We start from the raw sequence: 17,927 nt of genomic DNA, 5'->3' as shown, positions 1-17,927 counted from the left end.
TCGGGGGACGTGGTCTGCGCCTGCTGCTCTGCGGGGGCGGGACCCTCCAGGTGCTCCGCGTCTCCGGATGCTCGATAACAACCCTCTGTTCAGGCTGAGTTGGGCGCGGAACTGTGGTGGGGCAGCCCAACGCGGGGCTAGGGTCCTTGCTGCCCGGGACCGCCACCGGAGTCGAGTGGCGGTCCCCTCACACCCTTGGGGGTCGCGTTGACCGCAATCGCACGATGCCGCCGTGCTGCCGCCCTGCTGCTCGCCACGACGGCACTGGCTACCGCCGGGGCCGCCACTGCGCAGGCCGATTCACCGGGTGGGTGGGTGCGGAGTGGCAGTTCCTCGGTCAACTCGCTGACCGGCGGCGAGGGGATCGCCACCCGCGCGGACGGCTCGGTGCTGACTCGCGGTCTCGGGTCGATCCCGTTGCGCCTGCGGTTCGCGGGCTGGAACCACGTCGGCGACCCGGACGTCGCGAACGGCTACGTCTTCGACGCCTACCAGGGCGGCGGCGACGCCACCTCGAAGATGTTCGAGGTGACCACGCCGTCGGGGCAGAGCTACGACTACACGCACTCGCTGGACGCCGGGGAACTCCTCAACAACTCCTTCGACGCGGTCTCGCCCGACGCGCAGTGGCTGGTCGGGGGCGAGTGGGGCACGATGAACCGGCTCCAGGTCTTCCCGGCCCCGCTGACCAACCCCGCCACGTCGGCCACCGGGGGAAGCCTTGCACAGGCCGGCCAGATCACCCTCGACCGCGCTGTCGAGAACATCCAGGGGTGTGACTTCGTGTCCGCGACCCGCCTGGTGTGTGCCTCGGACGACGCGGCGAAGGACGTGCTCCAGGTCGACCTGCCGCACGCCCTGGACGGCACGCCGGTCACCGGCACGGTCAGCACGCTGTTCCAGGTGCCGCGGTCGAGCATCTGCTCGGGCTCGTTCGAGACCGAGGGCATCGACTACGACCCCGCCGCGAAACTGCTGCGGGTGCAGATCGTCTCGCCCAGCGTGTGCGCCGTGACGACGACCGTCTACACCTACCGGCCGACGACGGACTGACGCAGTCCTTGCCGAAGACCTCGTCCGTGCAGGTCAAGGGGCGTGGCGGTACTGGTGGAGGATGCCGCCGAGCCGGTCGTGTTCTCGGGCGATCAGGTCCCGGTGCCAGCGCAGGACGGTGTCCGGCCGCACCAGCGGTCGCATGCGGCGGTCCATCGAGCCACCATGGCTCATCGTCGCCGTGGCCGCGACGGCCTTCGCCCCTTCCTCCTCGTACGCCGCAACCCGACCGCGGCGTGCGCGCCAGACGCAGTCAGAGGACAAGCGGTTGCACCAGCAGTCGGCAGTGTTGCGCCTGCTGAGGCTGCCGTTTACTGCACAGGCGCCGCCGTACTGCCGACGCTATATTTGCGCCTGCGGGGAAGATCCCTCGTTCCGCCGCCGGGTGCAGGGTCGGACGAGAGCGGGCGACTTACGAGTCCGCCAGAGGGGCGAGAACGAGGGGGGTTGGTTATGGCTGCTGAGCACGAACTGACGTTCTGGGGGCGGGATCAGTTCCGGAACGCGCAGTGGTCGACGATTATCCCGATGCTTGCGGGGCTGTTGATCGAAGGGGCCCTGTCCTTCTTGCAACTCGGTGCGGTGGCCGCCGGGTGGCTGATGGGCGGAACGTTGGCCCTACTGGGACTGATCGTCGTGAGCGTGTGCCGGCGCCGGACGACGTTCAGCACGGCCGGAGTCACCATCTGCGCGGGCTTCGGCCGCGGCCGTACCCACCCGTGGCAGGACATCCGATGGGTCGGCGTCCATCGGGAGAGCAACCAGCACGGCGATTACGCCCTTCTGCGGGTCACCTTCGCCAACGGGCGGACCCGCTCGCTGCCCGGCCTCGGGCGCAGCACCCTGCACCCGGTCCCGGATTTCGAAGCCAACTGCCGGAAGGTCATCCGCTGGTGGGAGGCCAGCACGGACCCGTCCATGAGGTTCCACCCGCAGGGGAAGAACTGGCTGTACCGCAAGACGCCGGAGGAGTTGGCGAGGATTCTGGTCCCGATCGCCGCGTTCATCATCATTGCCGTCGTCCTCCTGGTCCGGAAGTAGCCGCTACGTTGCCGGTGAAGGGGCACGCCGGCAGCGAGCGAAGGCCTCTACCGGGCCCCGCAACGTCGACGGCAAGGCAGGCCCTCTCCATCGAGCCGTACGGTCACGGAACACCAGAGCGGGTCTCGCGTGCCACAGCGACAGCCGCGGTCGTGACTCACAAGTCCCCGGCGTCGGCGCCGGCCAGTAGCAGCGCCAGATGGAACCGGCTGCGCGCCCCGTACCTCTCCATCAGATCCGCGACCGTGTAGGTGATGGTGCGCCGGCTCAGGCCCAGTTGTTCGGCCACCGTCTGGTCGGTGCGGCCCTCGGCGAGCAGCGTGACCACGGCGCGCTCCCTGGCCGACAGGCCCGCCGGCCATCGCACCGGCTCAGCGGCCTGCCCCCACAGTCGCTGGTAGATCTCGACCAGGGCGCGCACCAGCGGCTCGGCGGTGATCTGCCAGACCCCCTTCAGCGGATCCTCCGGGTCGATGGGCGTCATGACGATCGCCCGGTCGATGATGACCATCTTGGCCGGCAGGGCCGGCAGGATCCGATGTTCGGAGCCGGCGGCGATCAGACGCACGTCATGGCTCGACGGGGCCGATCCCAGCCAGCGCGTACGCGCATCCGGCGGCATCGGGAGCGTCCCAAGCACCGGGCGCTGGGACGACTCGGGAACCATGACCAGCCGCTCGCTGCGCTTGACGGAGACGATGTCGGCGAACCGGGCCACCACGGCATCGGCCCCGAACAGCGGGCACACACCGCGCCCGGCCCGCAGCGACTTCAGCCACGCCACCTCAGACATCGCCGGCCATCCCCTGACGTCCCACCCTGAATCCGCATCCTGCCCCAGAAACCGGGTCGCGCCAACGCGGGGCGGACACCGTTGCGACTTTGCGCAAGAACGGGGCGGGAGTGATGCGCGTCCCCCGCCGCGCCCCGCATGGTTCCTTTCATTCCCCAGTCCCGAAAGGACACCGCATGAACTACGACCTGCGCACCCTGGCCGACCGCGCCGAGCTGCACGACCTGCTCTTGCAGTTGGGGCGGGCCTTGGACGAGCACCGCTTCGGCAACCTGAAAGACGTTCTGGCGCAGGACGCCATTGGCACGACCCGCAACGGCATCGGGTCCGGCCGCGACGTTCTGATCGCACAGATCGAGGCGGGCAACAAGGACTACGCCCGCCTGCTCCACCGGTTCAGCAGCGTGCTGATCGAGGTCGATGGCGACACCGCGACGATCCGCGCGTACATCACCGCCCTGTCCGGCCACGCCGACAGTCTCCTGCCCGCCTCCCGGCGCTACGGCCTGGCCCGCAACAAGGCCGTCCGGACGCCCGACGGTTGGCGGTTCAGCGAACTGAACGTCGAGCCGGTGTTCGTGGTGGGGCAATAACACCGGGACCTACGGCCTGTCGGACACTGCGGGCGCCGAAAGCCTCCGTTGTGGGTCTCGCCAACCGAGGAGCTTCTTGAGCTTCTTCGATCCGGTGCGGAGGCTGTCGGGGCCGGGGTGGACATCCTCCGCGACCCGAATGCCGAGATCACTCTGATCACTCGCAGTCACTGATTGAATGCTCTCGGTAGTCAGTCGTGATGAGCACGACGCCCAGGAACGAGGAGAAGTCCCTCATGCGACATGTGTTCACCAAGGCGGCCAGCGTGGCCGCCGTTGGCGTGCTCGCCTTCGCCGTGGCACAGCCCTCTCAGGCCAACACCCCCCAGCAGGGGCCGGTCCGCGCCGCCGCAGCGGGCCCCGCCTACTTCGAGATGACCGACATCACCAGGGCCACCTTCGTCATCAAGCTGACGGAGAGCTCGGACATCGAGCACGCCCGCGAACTCGTCAGCGGCGCCACCACCGACGAGCCCCATGTTCTGACGCGGATCATCCCCCGGCCGGCCCCCTACAACCCGGGCTGGAGCTTCCAGGCGAACCCCGACGAGACCAGCTTCTTCAACCAGGCCATCGAGGTCTGCGACTCGTCCATCCCCTACGTCGAGGACCACCTCGACGAGGTCGGCGGCCCCTTCCTGCCCGGCCGCGTCTGGTGCGACTGGACCTCCCGTCTGGTCAGGGAAATCCCCGCACCGTAGGGTGACCGCCCGCGGGTACCGATGCCCACCCATCACGACACCCGCGTCACCGGAAGGTCTGCTCGGAGCCGGCCGTTGACCGCCTGCCCGAGCAGACCGCCACTCCCACCAGCCCGAAGCACCGGAACTCGTCTGCGACGGGGCCGTCGTGGGCACTGGTGGGGATCGAGACGGGGGCACCATGTGCCCATCGGCCCGGTCGTCAGACCCGAGGACGTGGCCGTAGGAGCCGTGCACCGGCCCCTCGGGGTGTCACTTCAGGCCGAAGGCCCGGACGACGGTCTGGGTGATGCCGCCGCCGTTGCGCTGCTTGGCGGTGACCCGGATGGAGACGTAGCCGGCCCCGTGCGGAGCTTTCAGAGACGTCTTCCAGGTGCCCCGCTTCTCCCTGAGGTCCTGGCGGTGCCAGGCGGCCCCGTCGTCGTAGGAGACGTCCAGAGTGACCGAGGAGACCGCGTCATGGGCGGAGTTGCTGCCGAGCACCTGGGGGGTGATGGAGAAGTCCGAGGTGCGCTTCGCCCGCCCCTCGGGGTCCAGGTCGGTTCCGTAGTCCAGCTGGGCCAGCGGGACGGCCTTGGCGTCCACGTCCTGAGGGGCGCCGGAGGTGAAGTCCCACTCGGTGTGGGTGGTGGGGGAGTACGGGCCGAACGCGGGGTCAGCCGTGGTCTCGGCGACCAGTCGATACGGCAGTTCCTGCGGTGACAGGTCCCAGACGTCGAGTGTGGGCGCGTCCTGGGTTCTGCGCTGCGTCACCAGCGTGTCGCCCTGATAGAGCGAGAACGTCCCCGACACCAGGTTGGAGTAGGCGTTGTGCGCCGACCCCGCGTCGCCTGCGGGTCCCGTGATGAAGAGGCTCATGCCGGGCCCGCCGCGGAACGGGATCTCGGCGCTGGTCAGCCGCGGCCGTGTGATGGGGCCGAACCAGCGGTCCTTCTGTACGCTGCCCGGCCGGAAGGACCGCACGTCGGTGTTGGACTGCCAGCCGTCGATACTCGCGTACTGCTGCCACTTGACGCCGGGTCCGGTGGACACCCAGTCGGATGCCGCCGGTCACGGTCCCCCCGCAGCAGGGCGCGCAGGCGCCTCACCTCAGCCACACCCCCGCGGATGCGGCCGCGGCGCAAAGCTCCATGGAATCGAGCTCTTCTCCAGTCGGCATGACCGGATCATCCACCCCGACCTGCCCGACCGTCCACGGGGTGCCCAGCGACCCAGCCGGCTACGGAGTAACCCTCAGCGGGAGCCGGCGCCACTTCAGGCAGTCGGTCGAGAGGCCATCTCAACTGGCAGGTGGTCAAAGGTTCAGGTGGGCCAGGACCTCTTTGTTCACGGGGAACGGACATTCCTGGGGGAGGAGTTGCCTGGCTCTCGCGCCGGAAGGCACCGTCTCAGGCCGGGCGGCCGAAGGCGCCTACACGGCCCTCCTGAGCAGTCTTGGCGCGGACGAGCGATCCCCCATAGCTCGCGGGGCCACCACCCGGGCCTGGACCCGCCAGGCCTGATGCCACTGCCCGGGCCGACAGACCGCCGAACGGACGCGGGCCCTCGCGCCGGCATCCGGTCGAAGCCGTTCACCACAGGCCGGCGCGCCGCCGCGACGGGGTCGCCCGCCAGCTCCCACCACACCACCTGGCTGGCCAGCTCAGCGACCGGGGCGGGTGCTGCGGCCCGGCTACGCCCCGGCGTTGCGGCAACCAGGTCGTGGCCGAGGTGGGTGATGGTGATGCGGGGTAGGACGGAGAGTATGGGTACCAATATCGTCGTCACGGGAGGCGCTGCCGGGCTCGGTTATGCGATCGCTGAGGAGCTGGTTGCTCGCGGACGGGGCGTTGTTCTGCTCGACCGCGACGAAACGGCATTGAAGGCCAGCGTCGAGCGCCTCGGCGGCAGGGACCGAGCAGTCGGTCTCACGGGCGATCTGTCGACCGTCGAAGGGGTCCGTACTGCCGCCAGTGCCCTCTTGGCGCGTGGTGACATCGGAGGGCTGGTGAACAACGCCGGTGGCTGGCTCCCGGATGAGCAGTATCCCGACGCAGGGCCCGAGCGGTGGATGGCCGCGCTCACACTGAACCTCACCGCTCCGATGTTGCTGACCCACCTGCTGTGGCCAATGCTCTCCACCGCAGCAGGCGCGGTGGTGAACATCGGGTCCAGCGGCGGCCTTGGCGACGCTGCCTACGGTTCCCCGGAGTACGGCGCCGCGAAAGCCGGCCTGCACCGCTTCACCACAAGCCTTGCGGGACGTACGGATGTCCGTGTGATGGCCGTGGTGCCCGGGTGGATCGGATTGGAGCGCGCACGAAAGCAATGGGCCGCGCTGACCGGACCCGAGCGCGACGAAGTCGGCCCACTCGTTCATCCCGAAGACATTGCCGCCGCAGTCTGCACTCTTCTCGCATCGGGCCGAGCGGGAGAAGTGGTCGAGATGCTGAACGGCCACCGGCCCTGAGCCGATGGTGCCGTGCGAAGCCCGGCGCCCTACCGGGGCAGTTGCGGCGACGAGGTTGCTGCACGGCGCGGCTGATCATGCCGCGCCGAGCGGCCCGGGAAGTGGCCGCCGGCTGGGAACGGGTGTGAGCGTCAGGAATTCATCGCGGCCCGGTCGGACTCACTGCGAAGAACGCAGAACTCGTTGCCCTCGGGATCGGCGAGAACGGCCCAGCCCGAGCCGTCGGGATTGCGGCGGTCGGCGACGAAGGTGGCGCCGAGGCCCACCAGGCGGTCCACCTCCTCGTCGCGTGAGGTCTCGGGGCGCAGGCACAGGTGGATGCGGTTCTTGACCGTCTTGCCCTCGGGCACCTGGTTGAAGTGCAGCACCGGGCCCTCGGCCAGCAGGACCTGGGCCTCGGGGTCGCCCGGTCCGTCCTCCGGATGCTGCGGGCGGCCGGTCACTCTGCTCCAGAACCGGGCCAGCTCATAGGCGTCTGCACAGTCGATCGCTACGTTCTGCACTACTGAGACCATGCGCGTCAGCCTTCCTGATATCCGGGCCGAACGCCATGGAGCACAACCCGTTGTGCCGGGACTTCAGACTGGAGTGGCGCCTGTCACGGCAGTTGGTGGAATGCCTGGTCGGCATCGGCCACGGCCTCGGGGTGGACGTCGGGGGCGGTTCGGCCGTCGGCGATCTTCTGCCAGTTGGCCTGGGCGAGCACCCGTTGGACCGCGAGTACCTGGGCGGCTCGCAGGCGTGCCTGGATGCCTTCGCCGAGGGCGTCCGCCAGTGCCTCCTCGTCCTCGAGCTGGTATCGCGTGAGTCGTCCCGCCAGGCTCGGCGTGCTGAACACCAGCCGATGGAACGCCACCACCGCGGGATGATCGTTGAGGCCGGTGACGGGGTCGTGCCGGTCGAGGCCGGCCCGGAAGTGCCGGTGCAGCGCCGTCACCGGCTTGATGCCGGGGCTGCGGTCGCGTACGACGCATGCCGCCTCGCCCTGGTGGTCAGCGAACCGGTGCAGCACCAGGTCTTCCTTGGTGGGGAAGTACCGGAAGAGGGTCGGCTTGGAGATCTCGGCCGCCGCAGCGATGTCGTTGACCGAGACGCGGTCGAAGCCGCGCTCCAGGAACAGTGAGATGGCCGCGTCGCCGATGGCGTCGCGCGTCCGCTCCTTCTTGCGGGCCCGCAGCCCCGTCGGCTCGCTCATCTGACCAGTTTAACATTCGTTACCGAGTTGCTTTTTTAACCGGGTAACGTTTTGATGGGCGGCATGGATCAGATACACCTTTCTCCCGTGCTCGTGACCGGGGCGACGGGCCGGGTCGGCCGCGTCGTCATCGACCGACTCCTTGACGCGGGCGTGCCGGTCCGCGCCCTCACCCATCGCTCCGAGGCGGCGGCGACCCTGCCGGCGGAGGTCGAGGTCTTCACCGGCGACCTCACGGTGCCCCAGACACTCGCCCCAGCGTTGAACGGCGCCGGTGCGGTCTTCCTCGTCTGGACCGCCCCGCCTCAGACCGCGCAGGCAGTCGTGGAGCAACTGGCAGCCCACGTACGGCGGATCGTCTTCCTCTCCTCCCCGCACCAGACACCGCACCCCTTCTTCCAGCAGCCCAACTCCATGGCGATGCTGCACGCCGACATCGAGCGGCACATCGCAGCCACCGGACTCGAGTCGACGATCATCCGGCCGGGGATGTTCGCGTCGAACTCGCTGGCCTGGTGGGCGCCGGCGATCCGGGCCGGCGAAGTCGTCCGGTGGCCCTACGGTGCTGCCGCGTCGGCACCGGTCGACGACCGCGACGTCGCAGCCGTCGCGGCGCGGACGCTCCACCAGGACGGACACGTCGGAGGCGACTACGTGCTGACGGGCCCCGAATCACTCACCCAGGCCGCGCAGGTGGGCGTCATCGGTGACGCCCTGGGGCGCCGGATCGCCTTCGAGGAGATGACACCGGACGAGTTCCGGAGCCTGTCGGAGGGCTCGGTGCCCAGCTCGGTCGCCGACATGCTGCTCGCCGCGTGGAGCGCGGCGGTCGGACAGCCCGCGTACATCACCACTGCGGTGGCCGACATCCTCGGTACGCCGCCGCGAACGTTCCACCAGTGGGCCGCCGACCACGCCACCGAGTTCACGGAGGGGCCGCAGGGGTCGTAACCTCGTCGACCGCGATCTGCGCAAGCCGCAGCGCCCACCCGCACCCCGGGGCCTCCGGGGTGCGGTGGGCCGGGCATGTCGGCCGAGGTCGCCCGGTCGGGGGAGGGCCGGGGCATGGCGGGGATGGCGGCGGTGGGCGGGTGGTGGCGGGGTCGGCGTCGGCGGCAGCGCGTCGAATCGGGTGCGGAAGTCATGCAACGGTTCACGGCCGACTGCCACTCTCCAGTGGCATGGGTAACCGTGGGGGAGGGGAACGATGAGCGCTGAGGCCGATGGCCGCGACGCCGAGTTCAGGGAGTTCATGACGGGCCGCTGGCCGTCCCTGGTGCGGATCGCCTACGGGCTGACCGGCGATCGCGGCCACGCCGAGGACCTGGCGCAGACGGCACTGGCCAAGGCCTACGCGAACTGGGCCCGGGTCCGCAGGGCCGACGATCCGGACGCCTATGTGCGCCGGATCCTCATCAACGCCAACCACGGCCGCTTCAGCAAGCGCCGGGTCACCGAGCACGACTGGGATCTGCGCCAGGAGCCGGCGGTCGCCGACGTGACGGGCGACCTCGACCAGCGGTCAGCACTGGTGGCGGCCCTGATGGAGCTGCCTCCCAAACAGCGCGCGGTCGTCGTGCTGCGCTACTGGGACGGCCTCACCGAGAACCAGGCCGCGGCGATCCTCGGCTGCTCGGTCGGCAACGTGAAGAGCCAGGCGTCGCGGGCGCTGGCGAAGCTTCGGACCAGCGCACAGCTTCAGGACGGGAGCCTGTCATGGTGAACGACGAAGACATCATCGCCGAACAACTCGGCACGGACATCGGCAGCTTCGAGCCGGGCCGTGCGCCGGTGGACGCGGTGATCAGACAGGGCAGGGCGATCAAGGCCAAGAGGCGGCTGACGGCCGGGAGCGGGCTCGCGCTCGCCGCAGTGCTGGGGGTCGGTCTTCCGTTCGCGCTCAGCGGCCACCACGGCGGGACCCCATCAGACAGGCCCGGCGACCGGGTGACCGTCGACACTCCGTCCAAGGACGACAAGGGCGTGACCGTCTTCTCCGGCAGCATCGGGCTCTACTCGTGGAACGCCCAGGTCGAGGTGCTCCCCCAGGGCCCCGACGGCAGATCAGCCTGCCTCATGGCGTTCGGCAACTGCTTTGCCGACTTCCCGGTCCCGACCGATCCGGCGGAGTTCTCGGTGAGCGGCGGCATCGCGCAGGTCGGCCAGAACGCCGACGACTACCAGTACACCGTGGACTTCCGCGCGGATGTGAAGCGGGTGGAGGTCGACCTGCAGGACGGCCAGCGGCTGCTGCTGGATCCCGTGCCGATCAGCCACCACCGGGTCGCCCTCTTCGAACTCCCGGGGGATCTGCGCATCAGCCGGACCACTGCCTACGGTGCCGACGGTAAGCAGGTCGGGTTCTCGATCCCTTTCCACCATCCCGGCGGGGCGAGCATTCCCGTCACCTGGGACGCCCCCGGCGCGACGCCCCCTTTGACGGAGGCTTCCGCGCGGATCGCGTCCGGGGTGACGGCCGGCATGATGGGCGAGGAGAAGTGGTCCATCACCGCTTACGTCGGCCCGTACGGCCAGTGCGTCGTCCGGACGGGAAGCCAGGGCAACGCCTGGTCACAGTGCGTCAACCGCGACGCGAAGCCACCCGAGTCGCTGTCGTTCACGCACGCCAAGGCGAAGAGCGCGCCGTACTGGCTGCAATCGGAGATCGACACCTCCATCGACCACCTCAGCGTCGCCTACTCCGACGGCACCACCAAGCGCCTCACCCCGACCCGCGTTGCCGGCCACGCCTTCGTCGGGGTCGTCGTCCCGGTCGGCCTGGAAGTGGAGAGCGTGACCACATTCGACAGGTCCGGCAGGCAGCTCGACGTCAACACCGGTGACCCGGTTCCCGCCAAGTAGCCCGTGCCCAGGCCGCCCGGCCGCCACGGGTCGGCCCGGGGTCAGGCCAGCGCCGAAGCGCAGCGACGCTGGACCAGGCTCAGCACCTCATCCAGGTTCCGCCGGGCCATGGCCTCCGCGGCCAGCGTGACGCACGTGTCGTGACGCAGACGCCGGATCAGTGTGCGGACCTCGTCCAGCGCGGCGGGGGAGACCGACAGGCTGTCGCAGCCGAGGCCGACCAGCAGCGGCGCGACCAGCGGCTGCGCGGCGGCGTCCCCGCATACCGAGACCTGGCGGTTGTGGCGGTGCGCGGCCCGTACGACCCGGTCGATCGCCCGCAGTACGGCGGGGTGCGCGGCGAGGTCGGGCGTCGCTGCCTGGTCGCGCCGGTCAAGGCCCAGGATCTGGCTGGTCAGGTCGTTGCTGCCGATGGAGAAGAAGTCCGCCTCCCGTGCCAGCTCGTCAGCCCCGTCGACCGCCTCGGGCAGTTCCACCATGATGCCGAGCGCCGGCACCGGAACTCCGGCGTGCGCGGCCGCCCGCTCCAGCAGCGCCCGGCAGGCCCGTACCTCGTCGACGTGGGCGACCATCGGGATCATGATCCGCAGGTCGGTGTCCGCACCCGCCCTCAGCAGGCCGCGGAACTGGTCGGCGAAGGCGTCGGGCTGCGCCAGCATGAGCGGCAGCCCGCGGCCGAGCCGCCCCGACCGGCCGCGCGCCAGGAACGGCGGCAGCTTGTCGTCCGCGAAGTCCAGCGTGCGGGCGACGACGACCTGTCCGCGCAGCGCCCCGAGCACCGGGCCGAGCACCGCCTCGTGTTGCGCCGCGCTGGGCCAGGACTCGGCGTCCAGGAAGGGGAGTTCGGTACGCAGCAGGCCGACGCCCTCCGCGTTCGCCTGCAGCGCCGCCTCGGCGTCGGCGCGGGTGGCCGCGTTGGCGCGCAGCGCGATCCGCCGCCCGTCGGCGGTCTCGGCCGGCGACTGCCGACCCACTGCGAGCTGCCGCCGGCGCTCCTGGGCCGCGGCGATGGTCCGCAGCGCGTCCGTACGCTCGCCGTCGTCCGGCCCGGCGACCGCGGTCGCGAGCCCCGCGTCGAGCAGGATCTCCGCTCCGTCCGGCAGGTCGAGCAGTGCAGGATCGACGCCCAGCAGCAGCGGGATGCCCAGCGAGCGGGCCACGATCGCCGCGTGCGAGTTGGGTCCGCCCGTCACGGCGATGGCAGCGGCCACCTTCCGGCCGGGTTCCAGCAGGTCGGCGGCGCCGATCTCGTGGGCCGCCAGGATCAGCGGCCGCTCCTCGGCGGCGGCCGGCGCCGCCCCGTGCAGCCGGGCCAGCGCCCGCCGTCCCACCTGGCGTACGTCGGCGGCCCGTTCGGCGAGCGTCGGGTCATCGAGTCCGGCCAGAGTCGCGGCCTGGGCGTCGACAGCGAGTTGGACGGCGAGCGCCGCCGGCCGCCCGTCCCGGGCGTGCTGGACCGCCGTGTCGCGCAGCGCAGGATCCTGCGCGATGAGGCTGCCGACCTCCATGATGTCGGCCTGCTCCGCCTCGCCCTGGGCGTGCAGCGTCCGCGACAGGTCCAGCAGGTGCGCGGCGACGGCATCGAATGCGCAGCTGATCCGTTCGGCGGCGGCCGCCCGGCCCTCGTTCGTCACGCCGCCCTCCGGCGCCGGGGCCCGCACCGGGCGGTCGACACGGTGGAGGACGCCCAGGGCCGTACCGCGGGAGGCGGCCAGACCGGGATACGCGCGACGGGTCATCGGCGGGCCGCCGTGTCCGCGAGTGCCCGGAAGACCAGCGCGGTCGAGGTCGCCCCGGGGTCCTGGTGGCCGATGCTGCGCGGGCCCAGATAGGACGCCCGGCCCTTGCGTGCCTGCATCGGCGCCGTCGCCCGCATCCCCTCCTCGGCAGCGCGGGCCGCTGCCCGCGCGGCCGCCGCGAACTCGGCGCCGGCGTCCGCCTCCTCCTGGAAGGCGGCCAGCGCGGGGGCGTAGGCGTCGATCATCGTCTTGTCGCCCGGCGTGGCGGCGCCGAGCTTCTGGACGCTCTGCAGCCCCGCCGCGAGCGCCGCCGCGAACAGCACGGGGTCGGCCTGCGGTGTGTCGAGCGCCTTGCCGATGGCCCGGAACGTACTGCCGTACAGCGGTCCCGAGGCGCCGCCGACGCTGGATATCAGCGTGCTGCCGACCTTGACCAGGACGGCGCCGACCGTCTTCAGCCCGTCGTCGTCCAGTGCCGCCGCCGCGGCGGCGAAGCCGCGTTGCATGTTGACACCGTGGTCGGCGTCCCCGATGGCCGAATCGAGCTGGGTGAGGCGGTCCCTCTCGCCGGCCATGACGGCGGCGATGGCCTGCACCCAGGCGCGGGCGAGGTCGATGTCCACGTCGGTCTCCGTTTCTCGGACGCGTACGGTCGTGCGTGCGGCCCGTGTGTGCTGTCGGTGTGCGGGGGCGGTGCGGATGGTACGGATCCGGCGCCGCGGGCTGCGGCGCCGGATCGGTGGTGCGGGTCCTGCGCCTGTGGCCGGACCCTCGACGCGGGGTTCAGGACTCCCAGCGCAGACCGGGGGTGTTCACCGGAGCGTCCCAGAGCGCCAGCATCCCCGCGTCGGCCTTGCACACGGTCAAGGAGACACCGGCCATGTCCAGGCTGGTGACGTAGTTCCCCACCAGGTTTCGTGCCACGACCACGCCCCGCTCGGCCAGTGCGGCCGCCACCTCGGCGAACACCACGTAGAGCTCCAGCAGTGGAGTCCCGCCGAGGCCGTTGACCAGCACGATCGCCTGGTCGCCCGCCGACATCGGCTGGTCGGTGAGGATCGCGTCCAGGGCGATCGCCACGATCTCCCGGGCCGAGCGCATCGTGTCGCGACGGCGGCCCGGCTCGCCGTGGATGCCCACGCCGATCTCGATCTCGTCGTCCGGCAGGTCGAAGCCCGGTTTGCCCGCGGCGGGCGCGGTGCAGGCGGTCAGCGCGACGGCGAAGGACCGCGAAGCCGCGTTGACCGCGCGCCCCACCGCGGCGACCGCGGCCAGGCCGGCGCCCTGTTCCGCCAGCGCGCCGGCGATCTTCTCCACCAGGACGGTGGCCCCGGTGCCGCGCCGCCCCGCCGTCCACGTCGAGTCGTCGACGGCGACGTCGTCGTTCACCAGCACTGTCTCGGTGCGGATCCCGGCGTCCTGGGCCAGTTCGGCGGCCATCTCGAAGTTGAGGACGTCGCCGGTGTAGTTCTTCACCACGAACACCACGCCGGCGCCGCCGTCCACGCGCTGCGCGGCTGCCAGCATCTGATCCGGCACCGGGGAGGTGAACACCTCACCGGGACACGCGGCGTCCAGCATGCCCGTTCCCACGAATCCGCCGTGCAGCGGCTCATGGCCCGAGCCGCCGCCGGACACCAGCGCGACCTTGCCCGGTCTGGTCCCCGCGGCCCTGGTGATCACCCGGCTGTCCCGGTCGACACGCAGCGAGGTGTGCGCGGCGGCGATCCCGGCGAGGGCGTCGTCCAGAACCGTCTCGGGGGAGTTGATGAGCTTCTTCACGACAGGACTCCTTCGGCGCTTGCCAGCGGCGCGACCGGTTCCGCCGGGGCGGCGGCGGCCCGCTTCCCGGCGTTCAGCGCGGTGTACACGAATCCGGCCAGGACCGCGCCTGCCGCCTCCGCGACCAGGTAGACGGGCAGTTGGCTCCAGTGGACCGCGGAGCCGAACAGCCGGCCGACGACCATCGGGCCCACCGTCCTGGCCATGTTGATGGACGCGCCGGTGGCGGGCGCCACCGGGATGATGATCGCGAAGACGGCGAGCCCGATGGCCATGCCGGCGAAGCCGCCCGCCGCCCGGCGGTCGACGGCCCCGAAGACGACGAAGACCAGGATGAAGGTGCCGACGGCCTCGGCGAAGAAGGCGTGACCGGCGCCGACCCCGGACCCGTAGGACGCGATGCCGAGTCCGACGTCCGCGGCCTTGTGCCCCAGTACGCCGACGATCGCCAGGGACCCGAGCAGGGCGCCGGCCGCCTGGGCGGTGATGTAGCCGGGCACCTGGCGCCAGGGCATCTTCCTGGTCGCGGCCAGCGCCAGGGTGACAGCGGGGTTGATGTGGCAACCCGATATATGGCCGATCGCGTAGACCATCGCCACGACCGCGGTGGCGAAGGCCAGCGAGATCATGCCCAACTCGGCCATGGTGAACGGGGCGTTGCCGCCGATGATCGTGGTCGCGGGGACCGAGCCGACACCGATGAACACCAGCACCGCGGTGCCCAGCGTCTCGGCCAGGAGCTTCTGGGAGTAGCTGTTTTCTTCCATAGCGGGCGCCCGGCGCCGCATCGGACCGGGCGTCTCACCTCCTGCGCGCAGTGCGGGATGAGAAAGGGAGGTGGCCGCCGGAGGATCGGGGAGGCCCGGCGGCCGGCTCAGCGGGTTCACGGCAGTGATACGACAGAATGGCGGGTCTGTTCATCATTGATGAACGTTGTTCGGACGTTAGGAGGATGTTTCCCGGGTGTCAAGAGTCTGGCGCCGACCCGGCTGCCGCAGCGTGAAAACGGCCCCCGACGGCGAACTGCCGGGAGCCGTACGGCGAATGGGGCGGCGCGGGGCCGCCCGGCCGGAAGGGCCGGCAGGTCACACGGCCGCGGGCCGCCCCGCCCCGCGAGGCGCACCGAGGTCGCGCGACAGGTTGCGTGCGGTCTCCCGCACCGCCACCGCGAGCTCCTGACGTGCGGATCCGTCCAGCAGGCGCTCGACGGGACCGACGATTCCGATGGCGCCGACCACCTGCCCCGCGCGGTCGAAGACCGGGGAGGCGATGCCGGCGTCCCCGATCGCGGACTCCTGGTCCTCCAGGGCGTAGCCGTGCGCCCTGGCCTGCTCCAACTGCGCGGCCAGTTCGTCCCTGTCGGTGACGCTGGCGCCGGTGAGCACCGCCGGCTCGCCGTCCAGCAGCCGTTCCCGGTCCTCCGCAGGGGCCACCGCGACGATCGCCTTGCCCAGCGCGCAGGTGCTCCACGGGATGCTGGCGCCCACCTCCAGGATCTGCACGGCCCCCTCGGGGCGGAACGCGTGGTGCACCACCAGTACATGGTCGCCGGTGAGCACCGCCACCCACACCGCCTCCCCGCTCCGGGTGGCCAACTGGTCGGCCCAGGTCAGCGACCGGGCACGCAACTCCTGGGTGTCCAGATACGCGTTGCCAAGCAGGATCAGCCCGGGCCCCAGCTGGTACTTGGAACTGTCCCTGTCCTGCACCACCAGGCCCTCGCCCTCCAGGGTGCGCAGCAGCGCGTGCACGGTCGGCTTGGCCACTCCGAGGCGCTCGGCCAACTCGGTGACCCCGAGCCGGGGACCGGTGGCCGCGAGCTCGCGGAGGATCTGGACCGCCCGCTGCACAGCCTGCACCATCAGGCGACTCCTCATTCGGTATTGCTGAACGGCGTTCCGAGATCTATCGTATGCGTTCATGAACGCACCAGTCGGCATCGTACTCGTCTCCCACAGCGCCGAGCTCGTCGGCGGCCTCCGCGAGTTGGTCGAGCAGATCGGTTCGAGTACGGTCCCGCTCGCCGTCGCCGGCGGCACCGACGACGGCCGGATCGGCACGAGTTACGACCTCGTGCTCGCCGCGATCGGCCGCGCCGACCGGGGCGGCGGCGTCGTCGTACTGCCCGACCTCGGCAGCTCCGTGCTGACCGCCCGCACCGTTCTGGAAGACCACCCCCGCGCCGACGTCCTCATCGTCGACGCCCCGTTCGTCGAGGGAGCCGTCGCCGCCGTCGTCACCGCCGCAACCGGTGCCGACCTCGCGGCGGTCGCCGACGCCGCCAAGGAGGCCCGCCATGTCGCCAAACTCTGAGACCGGCGCGAGCACCACGCGCTACGAGTCCACCGTGCAGTTGCCCGCCGACCTGCACGCCCGCCCGGCCGGCCGTCTCGCCCGCGCCGCCGCCGGCTTCACCAGTACCCTCCGGCTCGAGCACGCCGGCCGTACGGCCACGCCGGCCGGGGTCCTGTCCGTCATGGCCCTCGGCGCCACCGCCGGAAGCACGGTCACCGTCAGTGCGGAGGGCCCCGACGCACTGGAGGCCGTCACCGCGCTGGCCGCGATCCTCGCCGCGGGCGAATGACCCGTGCCACTCGCACCGGGTGTTCGGCTTGTCTCACACGGTGGATTGGGTGCGGTCGAGTGCGGTGTTGAGGAGGTGGGCGGCGGCGGGGTCGTGTGCGGCGAGGATGGTCAGTCCGGGGTTGCGGGTGGCGAATTCGTTGACGTGGCGGGTGGAGGTGTGGAGGCCTGTGGTGTCGCCGACGCCGGGGATGCGGTCCTGGGCGAGGAGGTTGACGTCGTAGGTGAGGTCGCCGACGAAGAGCAGGGGTGCGGCCTGGGGCTTGCGCAGCAGCAGGGAGAGTGAGCCCGGGGTGTGGCCGGGGGTGGGGAGGAGCAGGAGGGTGCCGTCGTTCATGACGTCGTAGGCGTTGGTGAAGGGTGCGAGGGTGGGGTCGTCGACGGGGGTGGGGGTGACGCGGTTCCAGTGCAGTGCGGGGATGTCGATGTGCTGTTTGAGCAGGCCGATGAAGGCTGCGTCGGGCCTGTCGAGTTCGTCCCAGTCCTGCTGGCTGACTATGATCTCGGCGTGGGGGAGTTCGCGGAGTCCGCCGATGTGGTCCTGGTGGAGGTGGGAGAGGATCGCGACCTTGACGTCGGCGATGTCGTGGCCGAGGCGGGCGAGTTGGGCGGTGAGGGTCTGGTCGGCGGGGATCTCGAAGCGGGCGAGGCGGTCGTAGACCTCTCCGGCGGGGCCGCCGGGGAAGTAGTCGGGGTCGGTGACCGAGCTGCGGTCCTGCCCGGTGTCGAACAGGACGAGGCCGTCGCTGTGCTCGATCACGTAGACGTTGATCGGCCTGGGTGCGGTCCAGGTGGTGGCGGTGCTGAGCCACTCCGTCATGGAGGAGCCGTCGGATTCGACGTGCTGGGGGCGGATCTGGACCTGGCCGGTGCTGAGGACTGAGATGTTGTTGATGGTGCCCATGACGCTCTCCCCATGTGTGCTGTGACATGCATGTCGTGACACATGAATAGTCGCCTGCTGGCCGGACCCGTGTCAAGCACGGGCGGGCACGACTTCTGCGGCCGCTTCGACCTGCGGGGCGCCTTCCACCTCTCCCACCTGGGGCGAACAGTCTCCTTGTTGACGTAACAGACCGGTCGGTCTGCCGTTGTTCACAGGAAGACCGACCGGTCTGACTACCGAGTCCGGGAGA

Annotated in this window: 21 protein-coding genes; 10 read left to right on the top strand and 11 right to left on the bottom strand. The window is 70.8% G+C overall.

The features are described 5' to 3' along the window. The first annotated feature begins 216 nt into the window (after positions 1–216). Positions 217–1,053 carry a hypothetical protein gene (locus tag OG702_RS05330; protein ID WP_442814690.1) on the top strand — a complete coding sequence of 279 codons (837 nt, stop codon included), beginning with the start codon at positions 217–219 and terminating at the stop codon, positions 1,051–1,053. A 33-nt stretch (positions 1,054–1,086) separates the two neighbouring features. Here OG702_RS05330 and OG702_RS05325 read toward each other — a convergent pair whose 3' ends face one another. Next, positions 1,087–1,209 (bottom strand): hypothetical protein, encoded by a 123-nt coding sequence (locus tag OG702_RS05325; protein WP_327287720.1) that lies wholly within the window; start codon positions 1,207–1,209, stop codon positions 1,087–1,089. A gap of 297 nt (positions 1,210–1,506) precedes the next feature. Between OG702_RS05325 and OG702_RS05320 the strand changes: the two genes are divergently transcribed. Then, on the top strand, positions 1,507–2,094 hold the full coding sequence (locus OG702_RS05320) for a hypothetical protein (protein WP_327287719.1): 588 nt from the start codon (positions 1,507–1,509) through the stop codon (positions 2,092–2,094). Between the two features lie 157 nt (positions 2,095–2,251). On the opposite strand, the gene OG702_RS05315 is transcribed toward OG702_RS05320, so the two are convergent. Beyond that, positions 2,252–2,887, bottom strand: a complete 636-nt coding sequence (locus OG702_RS05315) for a helix-turn-helix transcriptional regulator (RefSeq protein WP_327287718.1) — start codon at positions 2,885–2,887, stop codon at positions 2,252–2,254. A 176-nt stretch (positions 2,888–3,063) separates the two neighbouring features. Here OG702_RS05315 and OG702_RS05310 point away from each other — a divergent pair, with 176 nt between their 5' ends. Together OG702_RS05310 and OG702_RS05305 are read left to right on the top strand one after the other, a co-directional pair. Continuing rightward, positions 3,064–3,480 carry a nuclear transport factor 2 family protein gene (locus OG702_RS05310; RefSeq protein WP_327287717.1) on the top strand — a complete coding sequence of 139 codons (417 nt, stop codon included), beginning with the start codon at positions 3,064–3,066 and terminating at the stop codon, positions 3,478–3,480. A 200-nt stretch (positions 3,481–3,680) separates the two neighbouring features. Beyond that, positions 3,681–4,181: a BP74-related protein gene (locus OG702_RS05305; RefSeq protein WP_327287716.1), complete on the top strand. Its 501-nt coding sequence runs from the start codon at positions 3,681–3,683 to the stop codon at positions 4,179–4,181. Positions 4,182–4,433: 252 nt separating this feature from the next. Here the strand turns inward: OG702_RS05305 and OG702_RS05300 are convergent, their stop codons facing one another. Then, positions 4,434–5,213: a hypothetical protein gene (locus tag OG702_RS05300; protein ID WP_327287715.1), complete on the bottom strand. Its 780-nt coding sequence runs from the start codon at positions 5,211–5,213 to the stop codon at positions 4,434–4,436. A 712-nt stretch (positions 5,214–5,925) separates the two neighbouring features. Here OG702_RS05300 and OG702_RS05295 point away from each other — a divergent pair. After that, the gene (locus OG702_RS05295) at positions 5,926–6,630 is read left to right on the top strand and encodes an SDR family NAD(P)-dependent oxidoreductase (protein WP_327287714.1); all 705 of its coding nucleotides are present in this window, start codon (positions 5,926–5,928) and stop codon (positions 6,628–6,630) included. A gap of 131 nt (positions 6,631–6,761) precedes the next feature. On the opposite strand, the gene OG702_RS05290 is transcribed toward OG702_RS05295, so the two are convergent. Together OG702_RS05290 and OG702_RS05285 are read right to left on the bottom strand one after the other, a co-directional pair. Next, positions 6,762–7,145 (bottom strand): VOC family protein, encoded by a 384-nt coding sequence (locus tag OG702_RS05290; protein ID WP_327287713.1) that lies wholly within the window; start codon positions 7,143–7,145, stop codon positions 6,762–6,764. 83 nt (positions 7,146–7,228) lie between these two features. Then, on the bottom strand, positions 7,229–7,825 hold the full coding sequence (locus tag OG702_RS05285; protein ID WP_327287712.1) for a TetR/AcrR family transcriptional regulator: 597 nt from the start codon (positions 7,823–7,825) through the stop codon (positions 7,229–7,231). A 63-nt stretch (positions 7,826–7,888) separates the two neighbouring features. Between OG702_RS05285 and OG702_RS05280 the strand changes: the two genes are divergently transcribed. The 3 genes from OG702_RS05280 (at position 7,889) to OG702_RS05270 (ending at position 10,687) form a co-directional block, all read left to right on the top strand. Next, positions 7,889–8,776 carry an NAD(P)H-binding protein gene (locus OG702_RS05280; RefSeq protein WP_327287711.1) on the top strand — a complete coding sequence of 296 codons (888 nt, stop codon included), beginning with the start codon at positions 7,889–7,891 and terminating at the stop codon, positions 8,774–8,776. A gap of 256 nt (positions 8,777–9,032) precedes the next feature. After that, positions 9,033–9,548 carry a SigE family RNA polymerase sigma factor gene (locus OG702_RS05275; protein WP_327287710.1) on the top strand — a complete coding sequence of 172 codons (516 nt, stop codon included), beginning with the start codon at positions 9,033–9,035 and terminating at the stop codon, positions 9,546–9,548. After that, a complete protein-coding gene (locus tag OG702_RS05270; RefSeq protein ID WP_327287709.1) occupies positions 9,542–10,687 on the top strand; it encodes a hypothetical protein in 1,146 nt (381 codons plus the stop codon). Before OG702_RS05275 ends, OG702_RS05270 begins: the two co-directional genes overlap by 7 nt. A gap of 41 nt (positions 10,688–10,728) precedes the next feature. Here OG702_RS05270 and OG702_RS05265 read toward each other — a convergent pair whose 3' ends face one another. The 5 genes from OG702_RS05265 to OG702_RS05245 form a co-directional block, all read right to left on the bottom strand. Further along, entirely contained in the window at positions 10,729–12,426 is a 1,698-nt protein-coding gene (locus OG702_RS05265) for a phosphoenolpyruvate--protein phosphotransferase (RefSeq protein ID WP_327287708.1), read from the bottom strand. Next, on the bottom strand, positions 12,423–13,049 hold the full coding sequence (dhaL, locus tag OG702_RS05260; protein ID WP_327287707.1) for a dihydroxyacetone kinase subunit DhaL: 627 nt from the start codon (positions 13,047–13,049) through the stop codon (positions 12,423–12,425). The genes OG702_RS05265 and dhaL overlap by 4 nt, the downstream gene beginning before the upstream one ends. A gap of 160 nt (positions 13,050–13,209) precedes the next feature. Continuing rightward, entirely contained in the window at positions 13,210–14,208 is a 999-nt protein-coding gene (dhaK, locus tag OG702_RS05255) for a dihydroxyacetone kinase subunit DhaK (RefSeq protein WP_327287706.1), read from the bottom strand. After that, a complete protein-coding gene (locus OG702_RS05250) occupies positions 14,205–14,975 on the bottom strand; it encodes an MIP/aquaporin family protein (RefSeq protein WP_327287705.1) in 771 nt (256 codons plus the stop codon). The genes dhaK and OG702_RS05250 overlap by 4 nt, the downstream gene beginning before the upstream one ends. A 318-nt stretch (positions 14,976–15,293) precedes the next feature. Further along, positions 15,294–16,070 (bottom strand): IclR family transcriptional regulator, encoded by a 777-nt coding sequence (locus OG702_RS05245; protein WP_327287704.1) that lies wholly within the window; start codon positions 16,068–16,070, stop codon positions 15,294–15,296. A 58-nt stretch (positions 16,071–16,128) separates the two neighbouring features. Here OG702_RS05245 and dhaM point away from each other — a divergent pair, with 58 nt between their 5' ends. Together dhaM and OG702_RS05235 are read left to right on the top strand one after the other, a co-directional pair. Further along, positions 16,129–16,521 (top strand): dihydroxyacetone kinase phosphoryl donor subunit DhaM, encoded by a 393-nt coding sequence (dhaM, locus tag OG702_RS05240; protein ID WP_327287703.1) that lies wholly within the window; start codon positions 16,129–16,131, stop codon positions 16,519–16,521. Next, positions 16,505–16,792: an HPr family phosphocarrier protein gene (locus OG702_RS05235; RefSeq protein ID WP_327287702.1), complete on the top strand. Its 288-nt coding sequence runs from the start codon at positions 16,505–16,507 to the stop codon at positions 16,790–16,792. Before dhaM ends, OG702_RS05235 begins: the two co-directional genes overlap by 17 nt. Before the next feature lie 33 nt (positions 16,793–16,825). Here the strand turns inward: OG702_RS05235 and OG702_RS05230 are convergent, their stop codons facing one another. Further along, positions 16,826–17,695 (bottom strand): N-acyl homoserine lactonase family protein, encoded by an 870-nt coding sequence (locus tag OG702_RS05230; protein ID WP_327287701.1) that lies wholly within the window; start codon positions 17,693–17,695, stop codon positions 16,826–16,828. Positions 17,696–17,927 lie beyond the last annotated feature (232 nt).

This window comes from Streptomyces sp. NBC_01198 (genome assembly GCF_036010485.1).
Classification (GTDB): Bacteria; Actinomycetota; Actinomycetes; order Streptomycetales; family Streptomycetaceae; genus Actinacidiphila.
Note: the sequence above shows the minus strand (reverse complement) of the source record. Positions and strands in the feature narration are given on the sequence as shown.